This window comes from Arthrobacter bambusae (assembly GCF_030812595.1).
GTDB lineage: Bacteria > Actinomycetota > Actinomycetes > Actinomycetales > Micrococcaceae > Arthrobacter > Arthrobacter bambusae_B.
Window position 1 is genome coordinate 17,633 of the sequence record NZ_JAUSSZ010000008.1, and the last position, 15,838, is coordinate 33,470.

At 63.5% G+C, this 15,838-nt stretch carries 18 protein-coding genes and 1 pseudogene; 7 read left to right on the forward strand and 12 right to left on the reverse strand.

Annotation, left to right across the window (positions count from 1 at the left end; all coding sequences use genetic code 11):
- Positions 1-7 precede the first annotated feature (7 nt).
- Positions 8-979: an MIP/aquaporin family protein gene (locus tag J2S96_RS11900; protein ID WP_306863461.1), complete on the reverse strand. Its 972-nt coding sequence runs from the start codon at positions 977-979 to the stop codon at positions 8-10.
- 135 nt (positions 980-1,114) lie between these two features.
- Positions 1,115-2,278, reverse strand: coding sequence for a trans-sulfuration enzyme family protein (locus J2S96_RS11905; RefSeq protein ID WP_306863463.1), 1,164 nt, complete (start codon positions 2,276-2,278; stop codon positions 1,115-1,117).
- A gap of 131 nt (positions 2,279-2,409) precedes the next feature.
- Here J2S96_RS11905 and J2S96_RS11910 point away from each other — a divergent pair, with 131 nt between their 5' ends.
- On the forward strand, positions 2,410-2,913 hold the full coding sequence (locus tag J2S96_RS11910; RefSeq protein ID WP_306863465.1) for an Lrp/AsnC family transcriptional regulator: 504 nt from the start codon (positions 2,410-2,412) through the stop codon (positions 2,911-2,913).
- 38 nt (positions 2,914-2,951) lie between these two features.
- Here J2S96_RS11910 and J2S96_RS11915 read toward each other — a convergent pair whose 3' ends face one another.
- From J2S96_RS11915 to J2S96_RS11925, 3 genes are all read right to left on the reverse strand, one after another.
- The gene (locus tag J2S96_RS11915) at positions 2,952-3,179 is read right to left on the reverse strand and encodes a 2-nitropropane dioxygenase (protein ID WP_306863469.1); all 228 of its coding nucleotides are present in this window, start codon (positions 3,177-3,179) and stop codon (positions 2,952-2,954) included.
- On the reverse strand, positions 3,176-3,841 hold the full coding sequence (locus J2S96_RS11920) for a winged helix-turn-helix domain-containing protein (protein WP_306863471.1): 666 nt from the start codon (positions 3,839-3,841) through the stop codon (positions 3,176-3,178). Before J2S96_RS11920 ends, J2S96_RS11915 begins: the two co-directional genes overlap by 4 nt.
- Positions 3,842-3,932: 91 nt before the next feature.
- The gene (locus J2S96_RS11925; protein WP_306863473.1) at positions 3,933-5,171 is read right to left on the reverse strand and encodes an MFS transporter; all 1,239 of its coding nucleotides are present in this window, start codon (positions 5,169-5,171) and stop codon (positions 3,933-3,935) included.
- A gap of 167 nt (positions 5,172-5,338) precedes the next feature.
- On the opposite strand from J2S96_RS11925, the gene J2S96_RS11930 reads away from it, so the two are divergent.
- The 4 genes from J2S96_RS11930 (at position 5,339) to J2S96_RS11945 (ending at position 7,706) form a co-directional block, all read left to right on the forward strand.
- Complete coding sequence (locus J2S96_RS11930) at positions 5,339-5,899, forward strand: Lrp/AsnC family transcriptional regulator (protein ID WP_306863475.1); 561 nt, start codon at positions 5,339-5,341, stop codon at positions 5,897-5,899.
- Between the two features lie 9 nt (positions 5,900-5,908).
- On the forward strand, positions 5,909-6,334 hold the full coding sequence (locus tag J2S96_RS11935) for a DUF1761 domain-containing protein (protein ID WP_306863479.1): 426 nt from the start codon (positions 5,909-5,911) through the stop codon (positions 6,332-6,334).
- An 18-nt stretch (positions 6,335-6,352) separates the two neighbouring features.
- The gene (gene corA / locus J2S96_RS11940) at positions 6,353-7,348 is read left to right on the forward strand and encodes a magnesium/cobalt transporter CorA (protein ID WP_306863482.1); all 996 of its coding nucleotides are present in this window, start codon (positions 6,353-6,355) and stop codon (positions 7,346-7,348) included.
- A gap of 67 nt (positions 7,349-7,415) precedes the next feature.
- Complete coding sequence (locus J2S96_RS11945; RefSeq protein WP_306863486.1) at positions 7,416-7,706, forward strand: antibiotic biosynthesis monooxygenase family protein; 291 nt, start codon at positions 7,416-7,418, stop codon at positions 7,704-7,706.
- Between the two features lie 4 nt (positions 7,707-7,710).
- Here the strand turns inward: J2S96_RS11945 and crcB are convergent, their stop codons facing one another.
- The 3 genes from crcB to J2S96_RS11960 are packed head-to-tail and all read right to left on the reverse strand — an operon-like array spanning position 7,711 to position 9,106.
- Entirely contained in the window at positions 7,711-8,079 is a 369-nt protein-coding gene (gene crcB, locus J2S96_RS11950) for a fluoride efflux transporter CrcB (RefSeq protein ID WP_306863489.1), read from the reverse strand.
- On the reverse strand, positions 8,076-8,576 hold the full coding sequence (locus J2S96_RS11955) for a fluoride efflux transporter FluC (protein ID WP_306863492.1): 501 nt from the start codon (positions 8,574-8,576) through the stop codon (positions 8,076-8,078). Before J2S96_RS11955 ends, crcB begins: the two co-directional genes overlap by 4 nt.
- Positions 8,573-9,106 (reverse strand): universal stress protein, encoded by a 534-nt coding sequence (locus J2S96_RS11960; protein WP_306863494.1) that lies wholly within the window; start codon positions 9,104-9,106, stop codon positions 8,573-8,575. The genes J2S96_RS11955 and J2S96_RS11960 overlap by 4 nt, the downstream gene beginning before the upstream one ends.
- Before the next feature lie 104 nt (positions 9,107-9,210).
- Between J2S96_RS11960 and J2S96_RS11965 the strand changes: the two genes are divergently transcribed.
- Positions 9,211-9,945: an SOS response-associated peptidase gene (locus tag J2S96_RS11965; RefSeq protein ID WP_306863497.1), complete on the forward strand. Its 735-nt coding sequence runs from the start codon at positions 9,211-9,213 to the stop codon at positions 9,943-9,945.
- 17 nt (positions 9,946-9,962) lie between these two features.
- On the opposite strand, the gene J2S96_RS11970 is transcribed toward J2S96_RS11965, so the two are convergent.
- The gene (locus J2S96_RS11970) at positions 9,963-10,232 is read right to left on the reverse strand and encodes a hypothetical protein (protein ID WP_139359719.1); all 270 of its coding nucleotides are present in this window, start codon (positions 10,230-10,232) and stop codon (positions 9,963-9,965) included.
- A gap of 325 nt (positions 10,233-10,557) precedes the next feature.
- Entirely contained in the window at positions 10,558-10,848 is a 291-nt protein-coding gene (locus tag J2S96_RS11975; protein WP_306863502.1) for a hypothetical protein, read from the reverse strand.
- A 158-nt stretch (positions 10,849-11,006) separates the two neighbouring features.
- Between J2S96_RS11975 and J2S96_RS11980 the strand changes: the two genes are divergently transcribed.
- A complete protein-coding gene (locus tag J2S96_RS11980) occupies positions 11,007-11,549 on the forward strand; it encodes a hypothetical protein (protein WP_306863505.1) in 543 nt (180 codons plus the stop codon).
- A 239-nt stretch (positions 11,550-11,788) separates the two neighbouring features.
- On the opposite strand, the pseudogene J2S96_RS11990 reads toward J2S96_RS11980, so the two are convergent.
- A pseudogene (locus tag J2S96_RS11990) lies at positions 11,789-14,138 on the reverse strand (gluconokinase, GntK/IdnK-type).
- The gene (gene manD, locus J2S96_RS11995) at positions 14,128-15,357 is read right to left on the reverse strand and encodes a D-mannonate dehydratase ManD (RefSeq protein ID WP_306863514.1); all 1,230 of its coding nucleotides are present in this window, start codon (positions 15,355-15,357) and stop codon (positions 14,128-14,130) included. The pseudogene J2S96_RS11990 and the gene manD overlap by 11 nt, the downstream one beginning before the upstream one ends.
- Between the last annotated feature and the right edge of the window lie 481 nt (positions 15,358-15,838).

Genomic DNA, 15,838 nt, shown 5'->3' on the forward strand with positions numbered 1-15,838 from the left:
GCTACCCCTAGGCCGCTTGCTTCGGTTCGGACGCCCGAGGGATGTCCGCGCCGGTCCGTCCCGGAAGCGTGGGTTCCGCCAGCAGGGTGCGCGCATGGAGCACATCCCCGATAAACCAGTCGTAGATCAGCACACCGATCACTCCACCGACGAGGGGGCCGACGATCGGGATCCAGAAATACCAACTGAACGACCCGTCGACAGTGCCCGGCATCGCCGTCTGGCCCCATCCGGCGAGCCACGCGAACAACCGCGGTCCGAAGTCACGGGCAGGGTTGATCGCGTAACCGGCGTTCGCGCCCACGGACATGCCGATGGCCGCCACGGCCAGCCCGACCATGAACGGACCCAGGTTCGCCTGTACGGCGGTATTGCGCATGTCGATGATCGCCACGACGAACAAAACGAGGAAAGCCGTGCCAACAACCTGATCCACCAGCGGCCCCACGGGATTCCCATTGAAGTACGGTGCCGGGAACGTGGCGAAAATGGAGTAGGTGGCCAGGCCCTTTGGATCCCCGCGCCCGGTGCCGACAGCCTTGTTATAGGCGTCGATGGCATCGTGGTAGAGCAGGTACACCAGCGCAGCACCGGCGAACGCGCCGACAACCTGGGCAAGGATGTAGGGCCCTACTTTTTTCCACGGAAACTTCCGCCGCACCGCGAAAGCGAGCGTCACGGCCGGATTGATGTGGGCCCCGCTGACCCCGCCGGCGACGTAGATTGCCATCGTTACGGCGATGGCCCATCCCCACGTGATCAACAACCAGTCGCCGGCGGCCATGAAGATCGTGGTCGACGTCGCGGCCCGCCCCGAGCCGGGCAAGGCGGCAACCGCCATGGCCACGACGCCGTCGCCGAAAGCGATCAGGACAAACGTGCCGAGGAACTCGGCGAGGAGTTCACCCCAAGTACCACCCAGTTGCTTTAGGCCACTTCCCTTGCGGACTGCATTCCTTAGTGGACTGACATCACTCATTCCGAGTGCCTCCTTGAGTCATCCGATTCACCTTTGGAAATTGACAACCCCAGCAATTTCATGGTAGTGCGGACGACGCAAGGTAACCAGCCGATTGCCTTAGGTAACCAAGGCTCAAGGCAGCTCCGGGACTCGCTAACGGGTGGATTCGATGGCCTGGACCAGGTCATCGATGATGTCAGCCGGATCTTCCAAGCCGATGGAAAGCCTGAGCATGCGCGCCTGGGGCTTGGCCTCCGGGGCCACCGGGCGGTGGGTCAACCCGGCGGGGTGCTGGATGAGCGTGTCGATGCCACCCAGCGACACTGCGTGCGTGATGAGCCGGACCGCCCCCGGAATTCGCTCCGCATGCTCGGCCGATTCGAGGTCGAAAGCGATCAACGAGCCCGGACCGCTCATTTGTGTACCCACCAAGTGCAGCGGATCGCACTCGGGAAGCCCCGGGTAGTACACCTTGGCGATGAGTTCGTGGCCTGCGAGCGCTGCCGCGATCTTGTGGGCGTGGTCCTGCTGGGCCCGCACCCGGATCGGAAGGGTCGCAAGGCCCCGGTGCAAGAGGTAGGCGGGCCACGGTGTCAGGATGCCGCCGGTCACGGCACGCACCCGGCGCAGCCGAGTGGCCCACTCCACGCTTGTTGCCACCACGCCGCCCATCGCATCGCCGTGGCCCCCCAGGAACTTCGTGGCACTGTGGAGCACCATAGCGGCGCCCTGCTTGAGCGGTTGCTGGAGGATTGGCGTGGCAAAAGTATTGTCCACGAGGACCGGAACACCTCCGGCGTCGGACACCAGGCGAGTGAGGTCCACGAGGTCCAGGCTCGGGTTCGCGGGGGTTTCCACCACCACCAGGCACGTATCCGGGCGAACGGCACCCTGCACGCCGTCGGCCTTGACGAAGGTGACCTGATTGCCAAGCAGGCCACTGGCCAGGACGTGGTCGGTACCGCCGTAGAGGGGCCGCACTGCAACCACGTGCGCTTTGCCTTCCGATTGGGCGGCAAGCAGCACCGCGCTGAAGGCAGCCATCCCTGACGCAAAACCCACCGATTCGGCCGCCCCTTCGAGTGCCGCTACGCCCTCTTCGAACCTGGCTACCGTAGGATTCCAGAGACGCTGGTAGACCGTACTCTGGCCTTCGAGGGGCACGCCGCCCGTGGCCATCTGCTCGTAGGCGAGGCCGCCGTCGTTGACAGAGGGCAAAGGCGCCGTAGTCGAAAGGTCGATGGGAACGGCGTGCACTCCCTGCTCCGTGAGCCCTGTCCGGCCCGCGTGGACTGCGAGTGTGTCGATGGTTGCCACTGCTCTCCTTGAATTATTCGCCGTTGAATTCGGTCAGTATCTTGCAATAATTCGGAGAATTACAGTCCAAATGAATGGATTGAGTGGAAACCGGCATCTATGATGAACAGACAGCACTTTCAGGAGGATTCGTGACCACCACCCCGAAGAACGTTCGGCCCGTCGGCACCAGCGAGCCATTGGATGCGATCGACGAACGCATCCTCGCCGCATTGGTTGAGGATGCCCGGATCTCCAATAAGCAGCTGGCCGAGCTGGTCGGCATCGCCCCGTCGACGGCGCTCATGCGCACCCGTTCACTGTCAGAACGCGGCATTATCGAGGGTTTCGAAGCTGTCCTCAGCCTTCCGGCAATCGGCCGATCGGTCCAGGCCCTGATCGCAGTGCGCCTTCGCGCCCACGACCGCGACCAGATTGACCGCTTCACGGCCCGGGTTCCCGCCCTCCCTGCGGTCATCTCAACGTTCCACACTTCGGGCTCCGTGGACTACCTGCTGCATATAGCGGTTGCCAACACCGACGACCTCCGCGACTGGGTCCTGGACAACCTCGCGACGGACCCCGTGGTGGGCCATACCGAGACCACTCTGGTCTTTGCCCACATCCAGGGCAACCACGGGCCGCTGCCGGAGTAGCGGGCCGGCACCCGCTTCGCCCATGCCCCCAACTTGGCTCAGTGACGCGGCTCGAGGCCTGAGTGTGCGGCCCCGATGGCGTCTTGGCGGAGGCCACCTAGTTCCTGCCGGCGGGTGAGCGCCGCTCGCTGCATGGCCAGATCGGCCGGAGGCATGTAGCGCCTGCGCTCGGCCCACGAAACGAGGCTGCTTCCGATTCCGGCGGCTGCCGACTCCAGCATGGAGGGCCTGCGGTAGGTGCCGCATGTCGCGGTGGCGGTACTCATGACTCTTTCCCTTCGGTGGCTGCTGTGTGCGACTTCGCGTCGCGGGATTTCTTGTCGCCGGCCGAAGCCGGGACGCCCAGGATCGGGAAGGCGTTGAAATGGATTTGCACGGGGCGGGCATCCTCCGCTTCGGGTTCGCTCCGGATTTCCTCCAGAAGGTTGCGGGCGAAGGCTTCCATGGAACGGGCGTAGCGGCCGAGTTGCTCGGCTGACATCCGGGCGTTGGCGGTGTTGACGATGGCGGCGTCGAGCCAAACTTCGTCCAGGGAATCCATGCCGTGTGCCATGAAGTCGGCGAGGACAGCCTGCCTGCTGCGTTCGAACTCGCGGGTTACAAGCCGGGATGCCTCTTGTGTTGCCGGCGAATGCGTCAGCTCGGGCGAGGTGATCTGGATGGCTCCCCTGGGCCGCTCCCACCACCGTTCCCGCGCCGTCCCCTTGCCTTGGACCTCGTGGACGAAGTCGAACTTGGCAAGTTGCCGCAGGTGGTAGCTGGTGGCACCGCTGGATTCATCGAGGAGTTCGGCCAAGCTGCAGGCGGTTTGTGGCCCATAGCGGGACAGCATCTCGAGGATTTGAACGCGGAGGGGGTGCGCAAGCGCCTTGAGCGATGCCGTATCGACCTTGCGGACGGGGAATTCCGGTTCTTGAACCTTCTCCATGCCGGAAACGCTACTCTTGCAAAGAAACCTTTGCAAGCATTTATTTGCAAATCAATCTTTGCAAGCGCCTCCTTGCGAGATGGACCGCCCGTCAGCCCTTCCGAAGGACCCTGCGAAGGGACAGGACAGCGAGTACCGCTGATGCCACACCGCACACCACGGTGAAATAGCTGGCAGCGGCGCCCAGCCCGATCACCGATGCGGCCAGTCCCAGCCCGATGACCGGCACAGCACTGCCAAGGTAGGTAATGACGTAGACGGTGCTGATGATCTGGGCATGCCGGGACGCTTCCACCTTGCTGGCAACGTCATTGAACACCAGCCGGAAAGCGATCCCCTGGCCGACCCCGGCTGACAGGCTCGCTGCCACCAGCAACACCGGACTGGACAAGGATGCCGCCGCGCCGACCAGCACGATGGAGACTCCCAGGATGCCCAGGCCCACCGGCACGGCAAACCGTCCGCGGATGGTGAGCAATTGGCTGAGCGCGGACGCTCCGAGCGTCAGCCCGGCGAGCAGCCCGGTCATGGGGCGGGAATCGGCATGCATGACGACGGCGAAGTAGCCGGGCGCGAGCGAAAGGCAGAATCCGAAAACGGCAAAGCTGAGAAACCCCACGCTTGAGGCCAGCCAGAACGCTCCCTTGGCGTCGCGAGACACGGAGGGCCGCCGCGGGGCAAGCACCGTGTAAGGACGCGGGCCCTCGGCAGGCCGAATCGCCGGGCGCGCCTTGAGGAACCACAGCGGGAGGAGCAAAAGGAGCAGGACGGCCGCGTGGATGAAGAACGGAGTCGAGGTGGCCCCCGGGAGCAGCGACAGGAGTCCGCCGATCGCGGGACCGGCAGCCACCCCTCCGGAGGAAGAGAGCAAAGTGAAGCGGGACGCCCACTCGGGCCGGGAGGGAAGCAATTCACGCAAAGCCGCCGAGCTCGCTCCGGTCGCAAGGCCGACGGCGACGCCCTGGAGCATCCGCCCGGCAGAGAGCATCAGGAGGTTGTCCGCGTTGGCAAAGACCAAGCCACCCGTCAAGCCCACGAGTACGGCCAGCACTAGCGCCGCGCGCCTGCCGATATGGTCCGACCAGTGCCCGGCGAGCATCAGCACAGCCACCAGGGCCAGGACGTAGCTCGCAAAGGCGATTGTCACACCCAAGGAGGTAATTCCCAGTTCCGCCTGGAGCAGCGGATACAGCGGACTCGCCAAGTTGGCACCGACCAGCAGAGTGAACATGACGGCGCCCGCCAGAACCAGCCGTGCCGTGGTGGAAGCATCCCAGCCCCAGCGCCCGGCGGTGGCCTGGCGCATGCGGAGTTCACTAAAGACAGTCATTTCCGTGCCTTTGCCTCAGCGGCCATCACGAACCCGGCTTTGTGGGCCGGGACTGTGCCGCCCAAAATATTGATGGCAATAGGATGCAGCAAGGTTGCTGGATAGATCAGATGTCCATGAAAGAATTGATCAGAACAGTCAAAATCGATGCCTGCCAATGACCTCAAATGAGCCGGAGTGATGATTTGAACACCCTCGATCCCACGGATCTGAAGATCCTGCTGGAGCTGATCCGTGATCCCAGGGTTCAGATCGGCGAACTCAGCGAGTCCCTGGGGATCGCTCGTAATACCGCCCAATCGAGGATGCGCCGCCTGGTCCGCTCGGGCGTACTGAACGACGGCGGCCGCGAGGTCGACCTCGAAAAGGTCGGGTACGACGTCGTCGGCTTCGTGACGCTGGAGGTGACCCACCGCGAACTCGACGGCGTGATCGGAGCACTGCGCCGCATCCCCCAGGTCCTCGAAGTGCATGAAATTTCCGGAAGGGGAGATCTCCTGTGCCGGGTGGTGGCCACCGACACGCACAACCTGCAAACAGCGCTTCGCTCCATCCTCAGGACCAAAGGCGTCATCCGCACCGAGACGGTCCTCGCCCTGCACACCCATATCCCCTACCGGACAGAGCCGCTCATCGGCAGGATCGCGGACGCCGCCGCGACGGCCGGCGGAACGAAACGGGTCAAAGCGCAGGTAGCCACCGATCCGCCGGTCATCGAAGCCGACTAGGATTCCAGAATGGATTGGCTCACTTCCCTCCCGCACCTGAACTGGTTGGCCGTACTCCTGGCGTTCGTATCGAGCATGGTCATCGGCTTTGTCTGGTACATGCCCGCGGTCCTCGGCAGACGATGGATGGAAGCCATTGGCAAGACCGAGGAAGACCTCAAGAAGATCGACGGCGGCGCAGGAATCTGGATCCCCATGCTGGTTGCCGCAGCACTCACGAGCATCCTGTTAGCCGTCCTTATCGGCAAGCTGGGCGTGCACGGAAGCCTGGCCTGCGGCTTTTTTGCACTAGTGATCTCAGTCGTCTTCCGCGTCGGCGGCCACGTCATCCACAACGGTTTCGCGGGCAGGCCGTCCGCCGTGACGCTCATCGACTCCGGCCACGACATCGTGGCCATGACAGTCGCCGGAGCAATCATCGGGGCATGGCAATAACGGAAGGAGAATAGCCTCGTGACCATCATTGACAACGCCGTCTACGTCAACGGCATCCGGACCGCTACGCCGGGAAGCATCGAGCAAAGCGTCGAAACGCTGGCCGCCCATGGCGGAATGGTGTGGATTGGACTGTACCGGCCGGACGAGACAGAAATGGCTGCGGTGGCGGCCGAGTTCGGCCTTCACCTACTGGCGGTTGAAGACGCCGTCAATGCGCACCAGCGGCCCAAGCTGGAACGCTACGACAACAACCTCTTCACAGTCCTCCGGCCAGCACGCTACGTGGACGCCACGGAGACCGTGGAATTCGGGGAGCTTCACGTCTTCACTGGGAAGAACTTCGTGGTCACGGTCCGCCACGCGGAGACACCCGGGGTGGCCCAGGTCCGTCGCAACCTGGAACAGCAACCGGAACTGCTGCGCCATGGTCCCGAAGCCGTACTGTACGCATTGTTGGACCAAGTGGTGGACGACTACGGCCCAGTGATCTCAGGGCTGGAAAACGACATCGACGAGATCGAGGACCAGCTCTTCGGAGGAGATCCGTTGGTCTCGCGGCGCATCTATGAGCTCGCCCGCGAGGTCATCCAGTTCCAGCGCGCAATCAACCCACTCCCGGACATGATGGCCGCCTTGAAGCGCGGGTTCGTGAAATACGGCGTCGACATCGAGCTGCAACGCAAACTCCGCGATGTGGAGGACCATGTCGAACAAGTCATTTCCCGGGCCAACGGGTTCCGTGACCTGCTCCAAAACGCCCTGACCCTCGACGGGACCCTGACCGCGAACCGGCAAAACGAGGCGAGCGCGGCACAAAACGAACAAACCAAGAAGATCTCCTCGTGGGCAGCGATCTTCTTTGCCCCGGCGTTCGTTACCGGCCTCTACGGCATGAACTTCGACATCATGCCGGAACTCCATTGGCCCTTCGGCTATCCCATGGCGCTCGGAATGATGGTTTTAGCGGGCTTCATCATGTGGGTGATCTTCAAGCGGAAGAACTGGCTCTAGCGACTCCCGGGGGTGAACGCCTTGCCTCGGGGGATTTCCAACCGGACGTCTGTGAGAAGCTAAGCGAATGATCCTGGAGCACGCGATCCTCCCCGTCCGTCCCGGCAGCGAGTCCGATTTCGAAGAGGCATTCAGCAGGGCGCGACCTCTGATCAGCCAGCAGCCCGGGTTCCGCAGTCTTTCGATTTCACGCTCGATCGAGTCCCCGCACCTATACCTTCTCCTTGTTGAGTGGGATTCGTTGGAAGCTCACACGGAAGGCTTCCGTGGGTCCGCCGACTATGAGCGGTGGAAGGATCTGCTGCACCACTTCTACGACCCGTTCCCGGTGGTTGAGCACTTCACGACGGTGCGATAGCCGGTCAGAGCAGGAGGGCCAGCCCGACGCCGGCTGCCGCCGCTCCGACACACCCCGCCATTGTGCCCACTCCATTGAGGAGGGCAAGGCCGGTCCGTCCGCTCTGGACCAGCCTGATGGTCTCCAAGCTTGCCGTACTGAAGGTCGTGTATCCGCCAAGGAACCCCGTGCCGAGAATCAGCTGAAGGGATTCGGGCGCGTGATGCGCCATGACCAGTCCCGCCAGTAAGCCCATGAGCAGCGAGCCGGAGAGATTGATGAAGATAGTGCCGAGCGGGAGCGCAGTCCGGGCCCAGGAGCGGACCACCCCATCCACGATGAAGCGTGCGGCTGCCCCTGTGCCGCCCGCGAGTGCTATGAGAAGGGGGATCATGGCTGCCCCTTCGGCTCATGCTGGACGGACCTGTGCCGGAGCGCCCCGAGCCAAATCCCCAGGGTTGTGGCCGCGGCACCGCCCAGCAGGCTGGCTGCCAGGTACCACATAGCGTCCATTCCGCGTCCCGCTCCGAAGAGGTGCACCGCGTCCAGCGCCAGGGTGCTGTAGGTGGTGTAGGCCCCAAGGAAACCACTTCCAATGCCCAAGCGGGCAACCCGGCGGAGACCGGCGTCGGGCCCGCTGCGGGCGAGCGCTTCGAGGAGCCAGCCGAGCGCGAGCGCACCGGACAGATTGATGAGGAGGGTGGGCAGCGGCCAGGCGTTTGGCGCCGGAACGGCCATGCCAAACACGTAGCGGCTCAGAGCTCCCAGGATTCCGCCGGCAACCACAAGCAGAACGAACCGCCCGTGCAGATGGAGCGGGCGGTGCGGGTGCTTCTCCGAGGGTGCCGTCTCGGGTTTGGCTCCCGGCGCGGCGGTGCTGCTTTCCTTCATTGATCCCTGCTTGGGTCGTGACGGCCCAAGGGAACCATGAGCACGGGGCAGTTTTGGCGATGTGCCAGATGCAAGGCTACCGATCCGGTGACCAGTCCTTCAAACTTCGGGCCGAGGCCATGTTCCTTGGTTCCCACGACGATCATGGAAGCATTGATACTCGCGGCATAGCGGCCTAGCGACCGGGCTGGCTCGCCGGCCAGCGTCACAAAGGTCCACCGCACGTCCGTTCCATCGAGTTGATCCGCGATTTGCGATCGGAGCGACGCCGAGATGGCCGCGGCATCGTCGTCGATTCCGTCGGGGTCGATCGGCTGGGCGGCCAAATGCCCGTCCCGGTCCCCCGCCGCCGGGAAACTCGTGACGTCAGCGAAAGCCAGGACCAGTTCCAATCCGGCGCTGAGCGCTACGTCCGCGGCTTTCCCAACCACCGTGGCAGGCTGGTTCGGGAGCACCCCTGCCAACACCGGCCCGGTCAATCGGGCGGGTCCCCGCTTGGCCGGCGCGTCCTCGCGGCGGGGGTTGCTCATGGGGCCTCCAGATGTCCGGGTTCTCAGGATGCGGTTCTTCCATCTTACTCCAGTATGGGCTTCCGCGGCTGGCGTTGTCCCAAGTGCTAGGCAAGAATGTCGGTATGTGCGGTCGGTTCAGTGTCGGTTTTGAGGCAGACTATCTTTCGAGGAAGCTCGGTGCCGCGTTGCGCGGAGATACCGACTATCCCTCTCCGACGCTCCAGATCAACCCGACTGACCCCGTGCTCTTCCTACGGGGACGGGCTGGAGACGGCGCAGTCGCACGCGAACTCGCGGCCGGGCGGTGGGGCCTGGTTCCAACCTTCTCCAAGTCCTTCGATTCGAAGGTACCCACCTGGAATTCCCGCTCGGAAACCGCCGGGTCAACCCCGGCATTCAGGGCTTCCCTGCCCAAGTGGCGGGCGGTCGTTCCGGCGTCTGCCTACTACGAATGGAAGAAGTCGGGACCCGGCCGCAAGGATCCCAAGCAGCGCTACATCGTCGAACCGCAGGATGAGCTGATCACCTTCGCCGGATTGTTCGCGCCATGGCGCGACGAGAGCATAGAGGACAAGTCCGCTTCCGGCGCGTGGCGTTTGTCCTGCTCGATCCTGACCATGGATTCCCCGCCGGAAGGCGTTCACGGGAGATTGCACAATTTGCATGACCGGATCCCGGTTCCAATCTCCGCGGACATGATCGACGATTGGATCGACCCGCAGGAAACCAAGGGCCAAGCCCTGCTGGACGCCGTGCTGGGCGATGCGTACCGCGTGGCGTCGTCCTGGACGATGAGGCCCGTGGAACTCGTGGACGACAACACCCGGTTGGTGGACGTCGCGAACCCGGCCGCCTGACTCAACGGCCGCCTGACTCAACGCTCGTAGCGCAGCTCGGCCCGCACGTCCGTATCCTTTAGCCACGTCAGCCTCGTGGCCGATCCGAAGGGGTTCGGCCACCACTGCACCAGGACTTTGCCCTCCGACGTCCGGGTGACCATGGCCGGAACATATTGAAGGTACTTCGGCCAAACGAGCTTGGCGATAACGGGCACCCTTGAAACGGTTGACAGCGGCTCCGTTTGACGCGGAGGCGGGGCACCGACGGAATTCAACGGCGCAGGATATTCGGGCTGGTCAGGCATGCCCGAATACTACTGCGAGGCATGGACAATATGGAGGTCGGGGGCCGGCGGCCACTCCCCAAAACGTGCCGGAGCGCCGTGCGTGCGATGGCCACTCCCCACGCCTCTGGGAAATGGCCGGCACAGCCTAAAGCCGGGTGTCGAAGGAATCGCAGAACACGTTCAGAGCGGTCCAACGGCGACCACTTTCCTAGTCATCATCCTGGCGGCGGTCGGCTTTTGCATCCAGCTGCTTGGGGCGGTTGAGAAGCGCGAGCAAGCATTATGGTTGAGCAGCTGGCCAGGAGCCGCTCATCCATGCCCTCTTGAGACCAGAACCTACATATCAGCCGTTCATGGGCCCCTCGGCCCGCAGCTTTTCGGCGCCCGGCCCCTCAACATGCACGGTGCAGCGCACTACCAGCTGGCCCGGGGCGTTTTCCAGCTCCACCAAGGAATCGTCCGCGCTGAGGACGGTGAACGATTCAGAACCTGCAACGACCTCCACACCCTTGGCCTTCGCCGTTTGCTGCGCATTGCGCAGTGCCTCGCGCTCCAGTCCGTCAATGTAGCCGCTGTCGCTTTCACGTGCCGGGTCCCCGAAGGCCCAGCCGAACAATGTCCCTGTGTCGCCCATGGCCTCCATGTTAGGCGGTCGACCCCGCGGGAAAAGGGCTTTCGTAATATTAGTAAGTGTGCTTACTATGGGCGCGCCATACATCGATGGGAAACGTCAGGTGAAGTCCCAGTACGGCGGCAACCCGGAAACAGTTCACAACGTTAGGAACGCACATCATGGCAGGAAATCTCGTTGCCCGTTCAGTTCACGACCTAACGGCAGCAGCCTGGTTTGGTGGATCTCTGATGGGCGCCATCGGGCTCAACGGTGCGGCAGCCCAGGCCAAGGATCCCTCGGAACGCACCCGGCTTTCGAGCGCGGGCTGGATGAAGTGGGCCCCCTTCCAGACGGCAGCCTTCGCGTCCCATCTAGTGGCCGACCTCGCCATTGCTTGGGAAAACAAGGGTCGCATCGCCAGGCAGGAGGGCGTGGCCCGCAACACCGTCATCAAGACCGCAGTTACGGTCGTGGGAGCCGCGGTAACCCTGTACTCGGGCATCCTGGGCAAGAAGGTAGACAAGCTGGCCGGTGAAGGGGCCGAGGGCGCAACCGAGCCGCACGCAGGCGCTTCGGACGAACTCAAGGCAGCCCAGCAGCAGCTCAAGCTGCTGCAATGGGCCGTCCCCGGCTTCGCAGCCCTGGTGATCATCCTCGGTGCCAAGCACGGCGAGATGCAGCGCCCCAAGAACGTCTTCGCAGGCCTGCGCGGCGACAAGTAGTCCTTTGTTAGGTTGATGGGGCGTGTTGGCACCGAGTAGCTAGAGCGCGGATCCTTGATCAACAAGGATCCGCGCTGGGACTCGACACCTGTTCACATCTGTGGCCGACCGCGGAGGACCGAACCAGGGCTGCCGCCGAGGGCCTGCTGGATGAAGCTCTGCGGACTCCCTGCGGATTGACGCTGTTCAGCCGGCAGGAAGCCCGCTCTAAGAACCCCTAGCTTCCAAGGAAAAACAGCCTAAAGCCGGGTGTCGAACGAGTCGCAGAAGACGTTCTCGTTGAACGTCCCCTGGAACTCGGACTTGCCCTGGATCTTCTGGATGGTAGCCCGGATGGCCTCGCGGGTCCCTGCGTGGGCATTGATGGCCGTCTTGACCATCGGCACATCGATCAAGTGGTTCGGCTGGTTCAGTGAGACGAACACCGTGGGGACTTCCGTGACATACCACGGGATTTCCGCCGCCATCGGGCTCGACCACTTGATGCGGATCGCCGCCTCTTGCGCAAAGCCCTTGACGTTGGCGAAGACGAACGCGGCATCATACTTGTCCGCATAATCGCCGGTGGCTTCGTCGGAGATGACGCTCATGAAGTTCACGCCCGTCTCCCCCGCAGCTTCACGTTGCTCAGCCGTCTTGAAGAGGTGGACCTCGAAACCGGCGGTTTCAAGTTCCTCTTTTACCGTATCCAGGTAGGCCAACGGATCTGCCCGGGTGAAATCGGAACCGCCCGAGACGCCGTACAGGCGAATGCGCTTGTGCGTCTCCGGCGTGATGGGCAGGTTGCCGGCGGTGTCCTTGATCAACGTGACGGTTTTGTCGGCGATTTCGGCGGCTACGGCGTGGTGGGCATCGCTGCCGATCAACCGCAATGCCTCGGACGACGGCGTCAATTCTTCCGGGAGCTTCTTGTGCAGCCCCAGGCTGGCCTTCAATCCCAGGATCCGGCGCAGCGCGTCATGCAGGCGCTGATCGGAGATCACGCCGGATTTGTATCCGTCCATCATGTACTGGAAGTCCTCCGCCGGGTTGCGGAAGAACAGGAACATGTCGCAGCCGGCGGCGATGGTGGCTGGAACGAGGTCTTTGCGCTTCTTCGGCCTGCGTGAGGCCTACCATTTGCGATGCATCCGTAAGTATCAGTCCGTTGAAGCCGAGTTCGCCGCGGAGCAAGTCCTGGAGAAGTTCCGGGGCAAGGGTGGCGGGCAGGATGTCCCTGTCCTGAGTCCCCGGACGGAAATGCCGCGTGAGCTCGGGTGCCCCGATGTGTCCGACCATGACGGATTGGATCCCGTGGCCGATCATTTCCCGGTACACCTGCCCGTAGCTGGAATTCCATTCCGTATACCCGAGCGTGTTGTACGAAGTGACTACGTGCTGGTCGCGCTCGTCCACGCCGTCGCCCGGGAAATGCTTGATGGCGCAGGCAGTAGGCGATTCGCTGATGCCGTCGAAGTACTCCTTGGCCCGCTCCACCACGATTTCCGGTGTGTTGCCGAACGCGCGGGTGGAGATGACCGTATTGCGCCAGTTGTAATGGATGTCCACGATCGGCGCGAAAGCCCAGTTGCAGCCCAAAGCGGCGGTCTCCACACCCGCCACCTGGCCCATCTTCCTGGCGATGGACTTATCCGGATGGGAACCGGCCTGTAGGTGGGTCGACACAAAAGTTCCGTCGTCACAGCTTCCGGCCCCTCCCATCTCGGGGTTGGAGGCCACCAGAAGCGGGATGCGCGTGTTGGACTGGGCGTAACGGATGTGCTCCTGGACAGCGGCGGATGGACCCGGCCTGTAACGCATTCCACCGACGTGATAGTTCTCCAGCACACCGTCGAGGTACTCCGGGGAGTAATCGTCGTTGTGGTTGATGAAGAGCTGCCCGATTTTTTCCTCGAGGCTCATGCCCCGGATCGTGGAGTCCACCCAGGCAACGGCGTCGTGGTCGAGGTTGAACGGCGCCGACTGAAGGTCGACGTCGAACTGGCGCGCCTGGGTGCCCCCGGCGCGAGCGGCGCTGTTGCCCACCGGAGCTCTGGAACCCGCGACGGCGGCAATCCCGGCCAGCGCCTCCGCGACTACCTCGCTTACCGGCGCGGCGATATCCACGACGAAACCGAGCTCGTCGGCGTCGAGCGCTTCCAGGGTGGCGAGCTGGGAATCAAGGAGCGCGGGCGGCATGAAGTGACCGGACCTCCCTTCAGTCCGTTCCCTCAGCACCTCTTTGCTGCCGTGCAGGTGCAGGAAGACGGTGGTCGGGGCTTTCTCCCGGATGGCGTCCCGGTAGCTCCGCCGGAGGGCGGAACACGCGAGAACCAGCCCGCCGTCGCCTGCTTTGGCGAGCTCGGTGCCCACCGTCGCGAGCCACGGCCAACGGTCCTCGTCAGTCAGGGGCGTTCCGGCGGCCATCTTGGCAACGTTTTCCACCGGATGGAGCGAATCGCCGTCGATGAACGGAACTCCCAGCGCACGGGCGACGAGGTCCCCGATGGTGGTCTTGCCGCAACCGGAGACGCCCATCACCACGATGCGCCGCGGCTCTTCCGCCGCTGCACTGGGATCGCCGGTTGCGGCCACGCTGCTACCAGTCATGGACGGTGCCGTCCACGAGACGGTTGTAGGGCAGGTAGGCCTGCTGGTAGGGGAAGGAGTTGGCGGCTTCTTCGTTGAATTCGACGCCGAGGCCGGGCTTGTCACCTGGGTGCAGGTAGCCGTCGGTGAAGGTCATGGACTGCTCGAAGACCGTGTTGGTCTTGTCCGAGTGCTGCATGTACTCCTGGATGCCGTAGTTGTGGATGGCGAGGCCCACGTGCAGCTGAGCGGCGAAGCCGACAGGGGAAATATCGGTGGGGCCGTGGAAGCCGGACTTGATCTGGTACTGGGCGGCGAAGTCCATGACCTTCTTCAGCGGGGATATCCCGCCGAAGTGAGTGGACGCGGCCCGGACGTAGTCGATCAGCTGTTCCTTGATGAGCGTCTGGAAGTCATAGACCGTGTTGAAGATTTCACCGATGGCAAGCGGCGTCGTGGTGTGCTGGCGGACCAGGCGCAGTCCTTCCTGGTTCTCGGCTGGGGTGCAGTCTTCGAGCCAGAACAGGTCGTACGGTTCCAGGGCCTTGCCAAGCTTGGCGGCCTGGATGGGAGTCATGCGGTGGTGGCCATCGTGCAGCAGCGGAATTTCCGGGCCGAATTCGTTGCGTACTGCTTCGAAGACGGTGGGCAGGTGGCGCAGGTAGGCACGGGTGTCCCAGTCTTCTTCCTGCGGGAACGCGCCGCGGCCGGCCGGCTCGTAGTCGTAGCGCTCACCAGAGGCCTGCGCCTGCGCGGCGACGCCGTACACGGCCTTGATGCCCGGGATGGCGGTCTGGATGCGGATCGACTTGTAGCCCAGTTCGAGGTGCTCGCGGACCGAGTCGAACAAGGAGGGAATGTCCGCGCCTGAGGCGTGGCCATACGCGCGGAGCCCGTTGCGGGAGGCACCGCCGAGCAGCTGGTACACCGGCAGTCCAGCAACCTTGCCCTTGATGTCCCAGAGGGCCATGTCGACGGCGGCAATCGCAGCCATGGTGACCGGGCCCCGGCGCCAGTACGCGCTGCGGTACAGGAACTGCCAAGTGTCCTCGATGCGGTGCGGGTCCTTGCCGATCAGCAGCTGGGCAACGTGTTCCTTCAGGTACGCGGCCACGGCGAGTTCACGGCCGTTGAGCGTCGCGTCGCCGATGCCGGTCACGCCGTCCTCGGTGGTGATCCGCAAGGTAACGAAGTTCCGGGTGGGGCTGGTCACGAACACTTCAGCGGCAATGATTTTCACAGCTGGTCCTTTCAGGGTTGCTGATCGAGTGCTGGGATGGCCCGGATGCGACGTGCATCACAGGGCAGGTAAAAACGATCTTAGGATGGATGACAATTATTGGCAACCGGTTGCAGTACTATTTCGGAGAAACGGACGCCCGGTCACGTATGGCATCTTTCCGAACGACGCCCGGTCACATCCGGCGCCCGGATCCCGGGGAGAACCCCGATTACGTGACCGGGCGTCCCGAGAAAACCAGAGTTAGGTGACCGGGCGTCCCGGGAAAACCCTAAATAGGTGACCGGGCGTCCCAGGAAAAACCCCACAAAGGTGACCGGGCATCCCAGGAAAAAACCCCCAGATCCGACCGGGCGTGCGGGGAAACCGACGCCCGGTCACGTATGACGCCTTTCCAACCGACGCCCGGTCACGTATGACGCCTTTCCGACGAACGCCCCTCACGCGTCGGGGCCGTTCCGACCGACGCCCGGTCACGTAT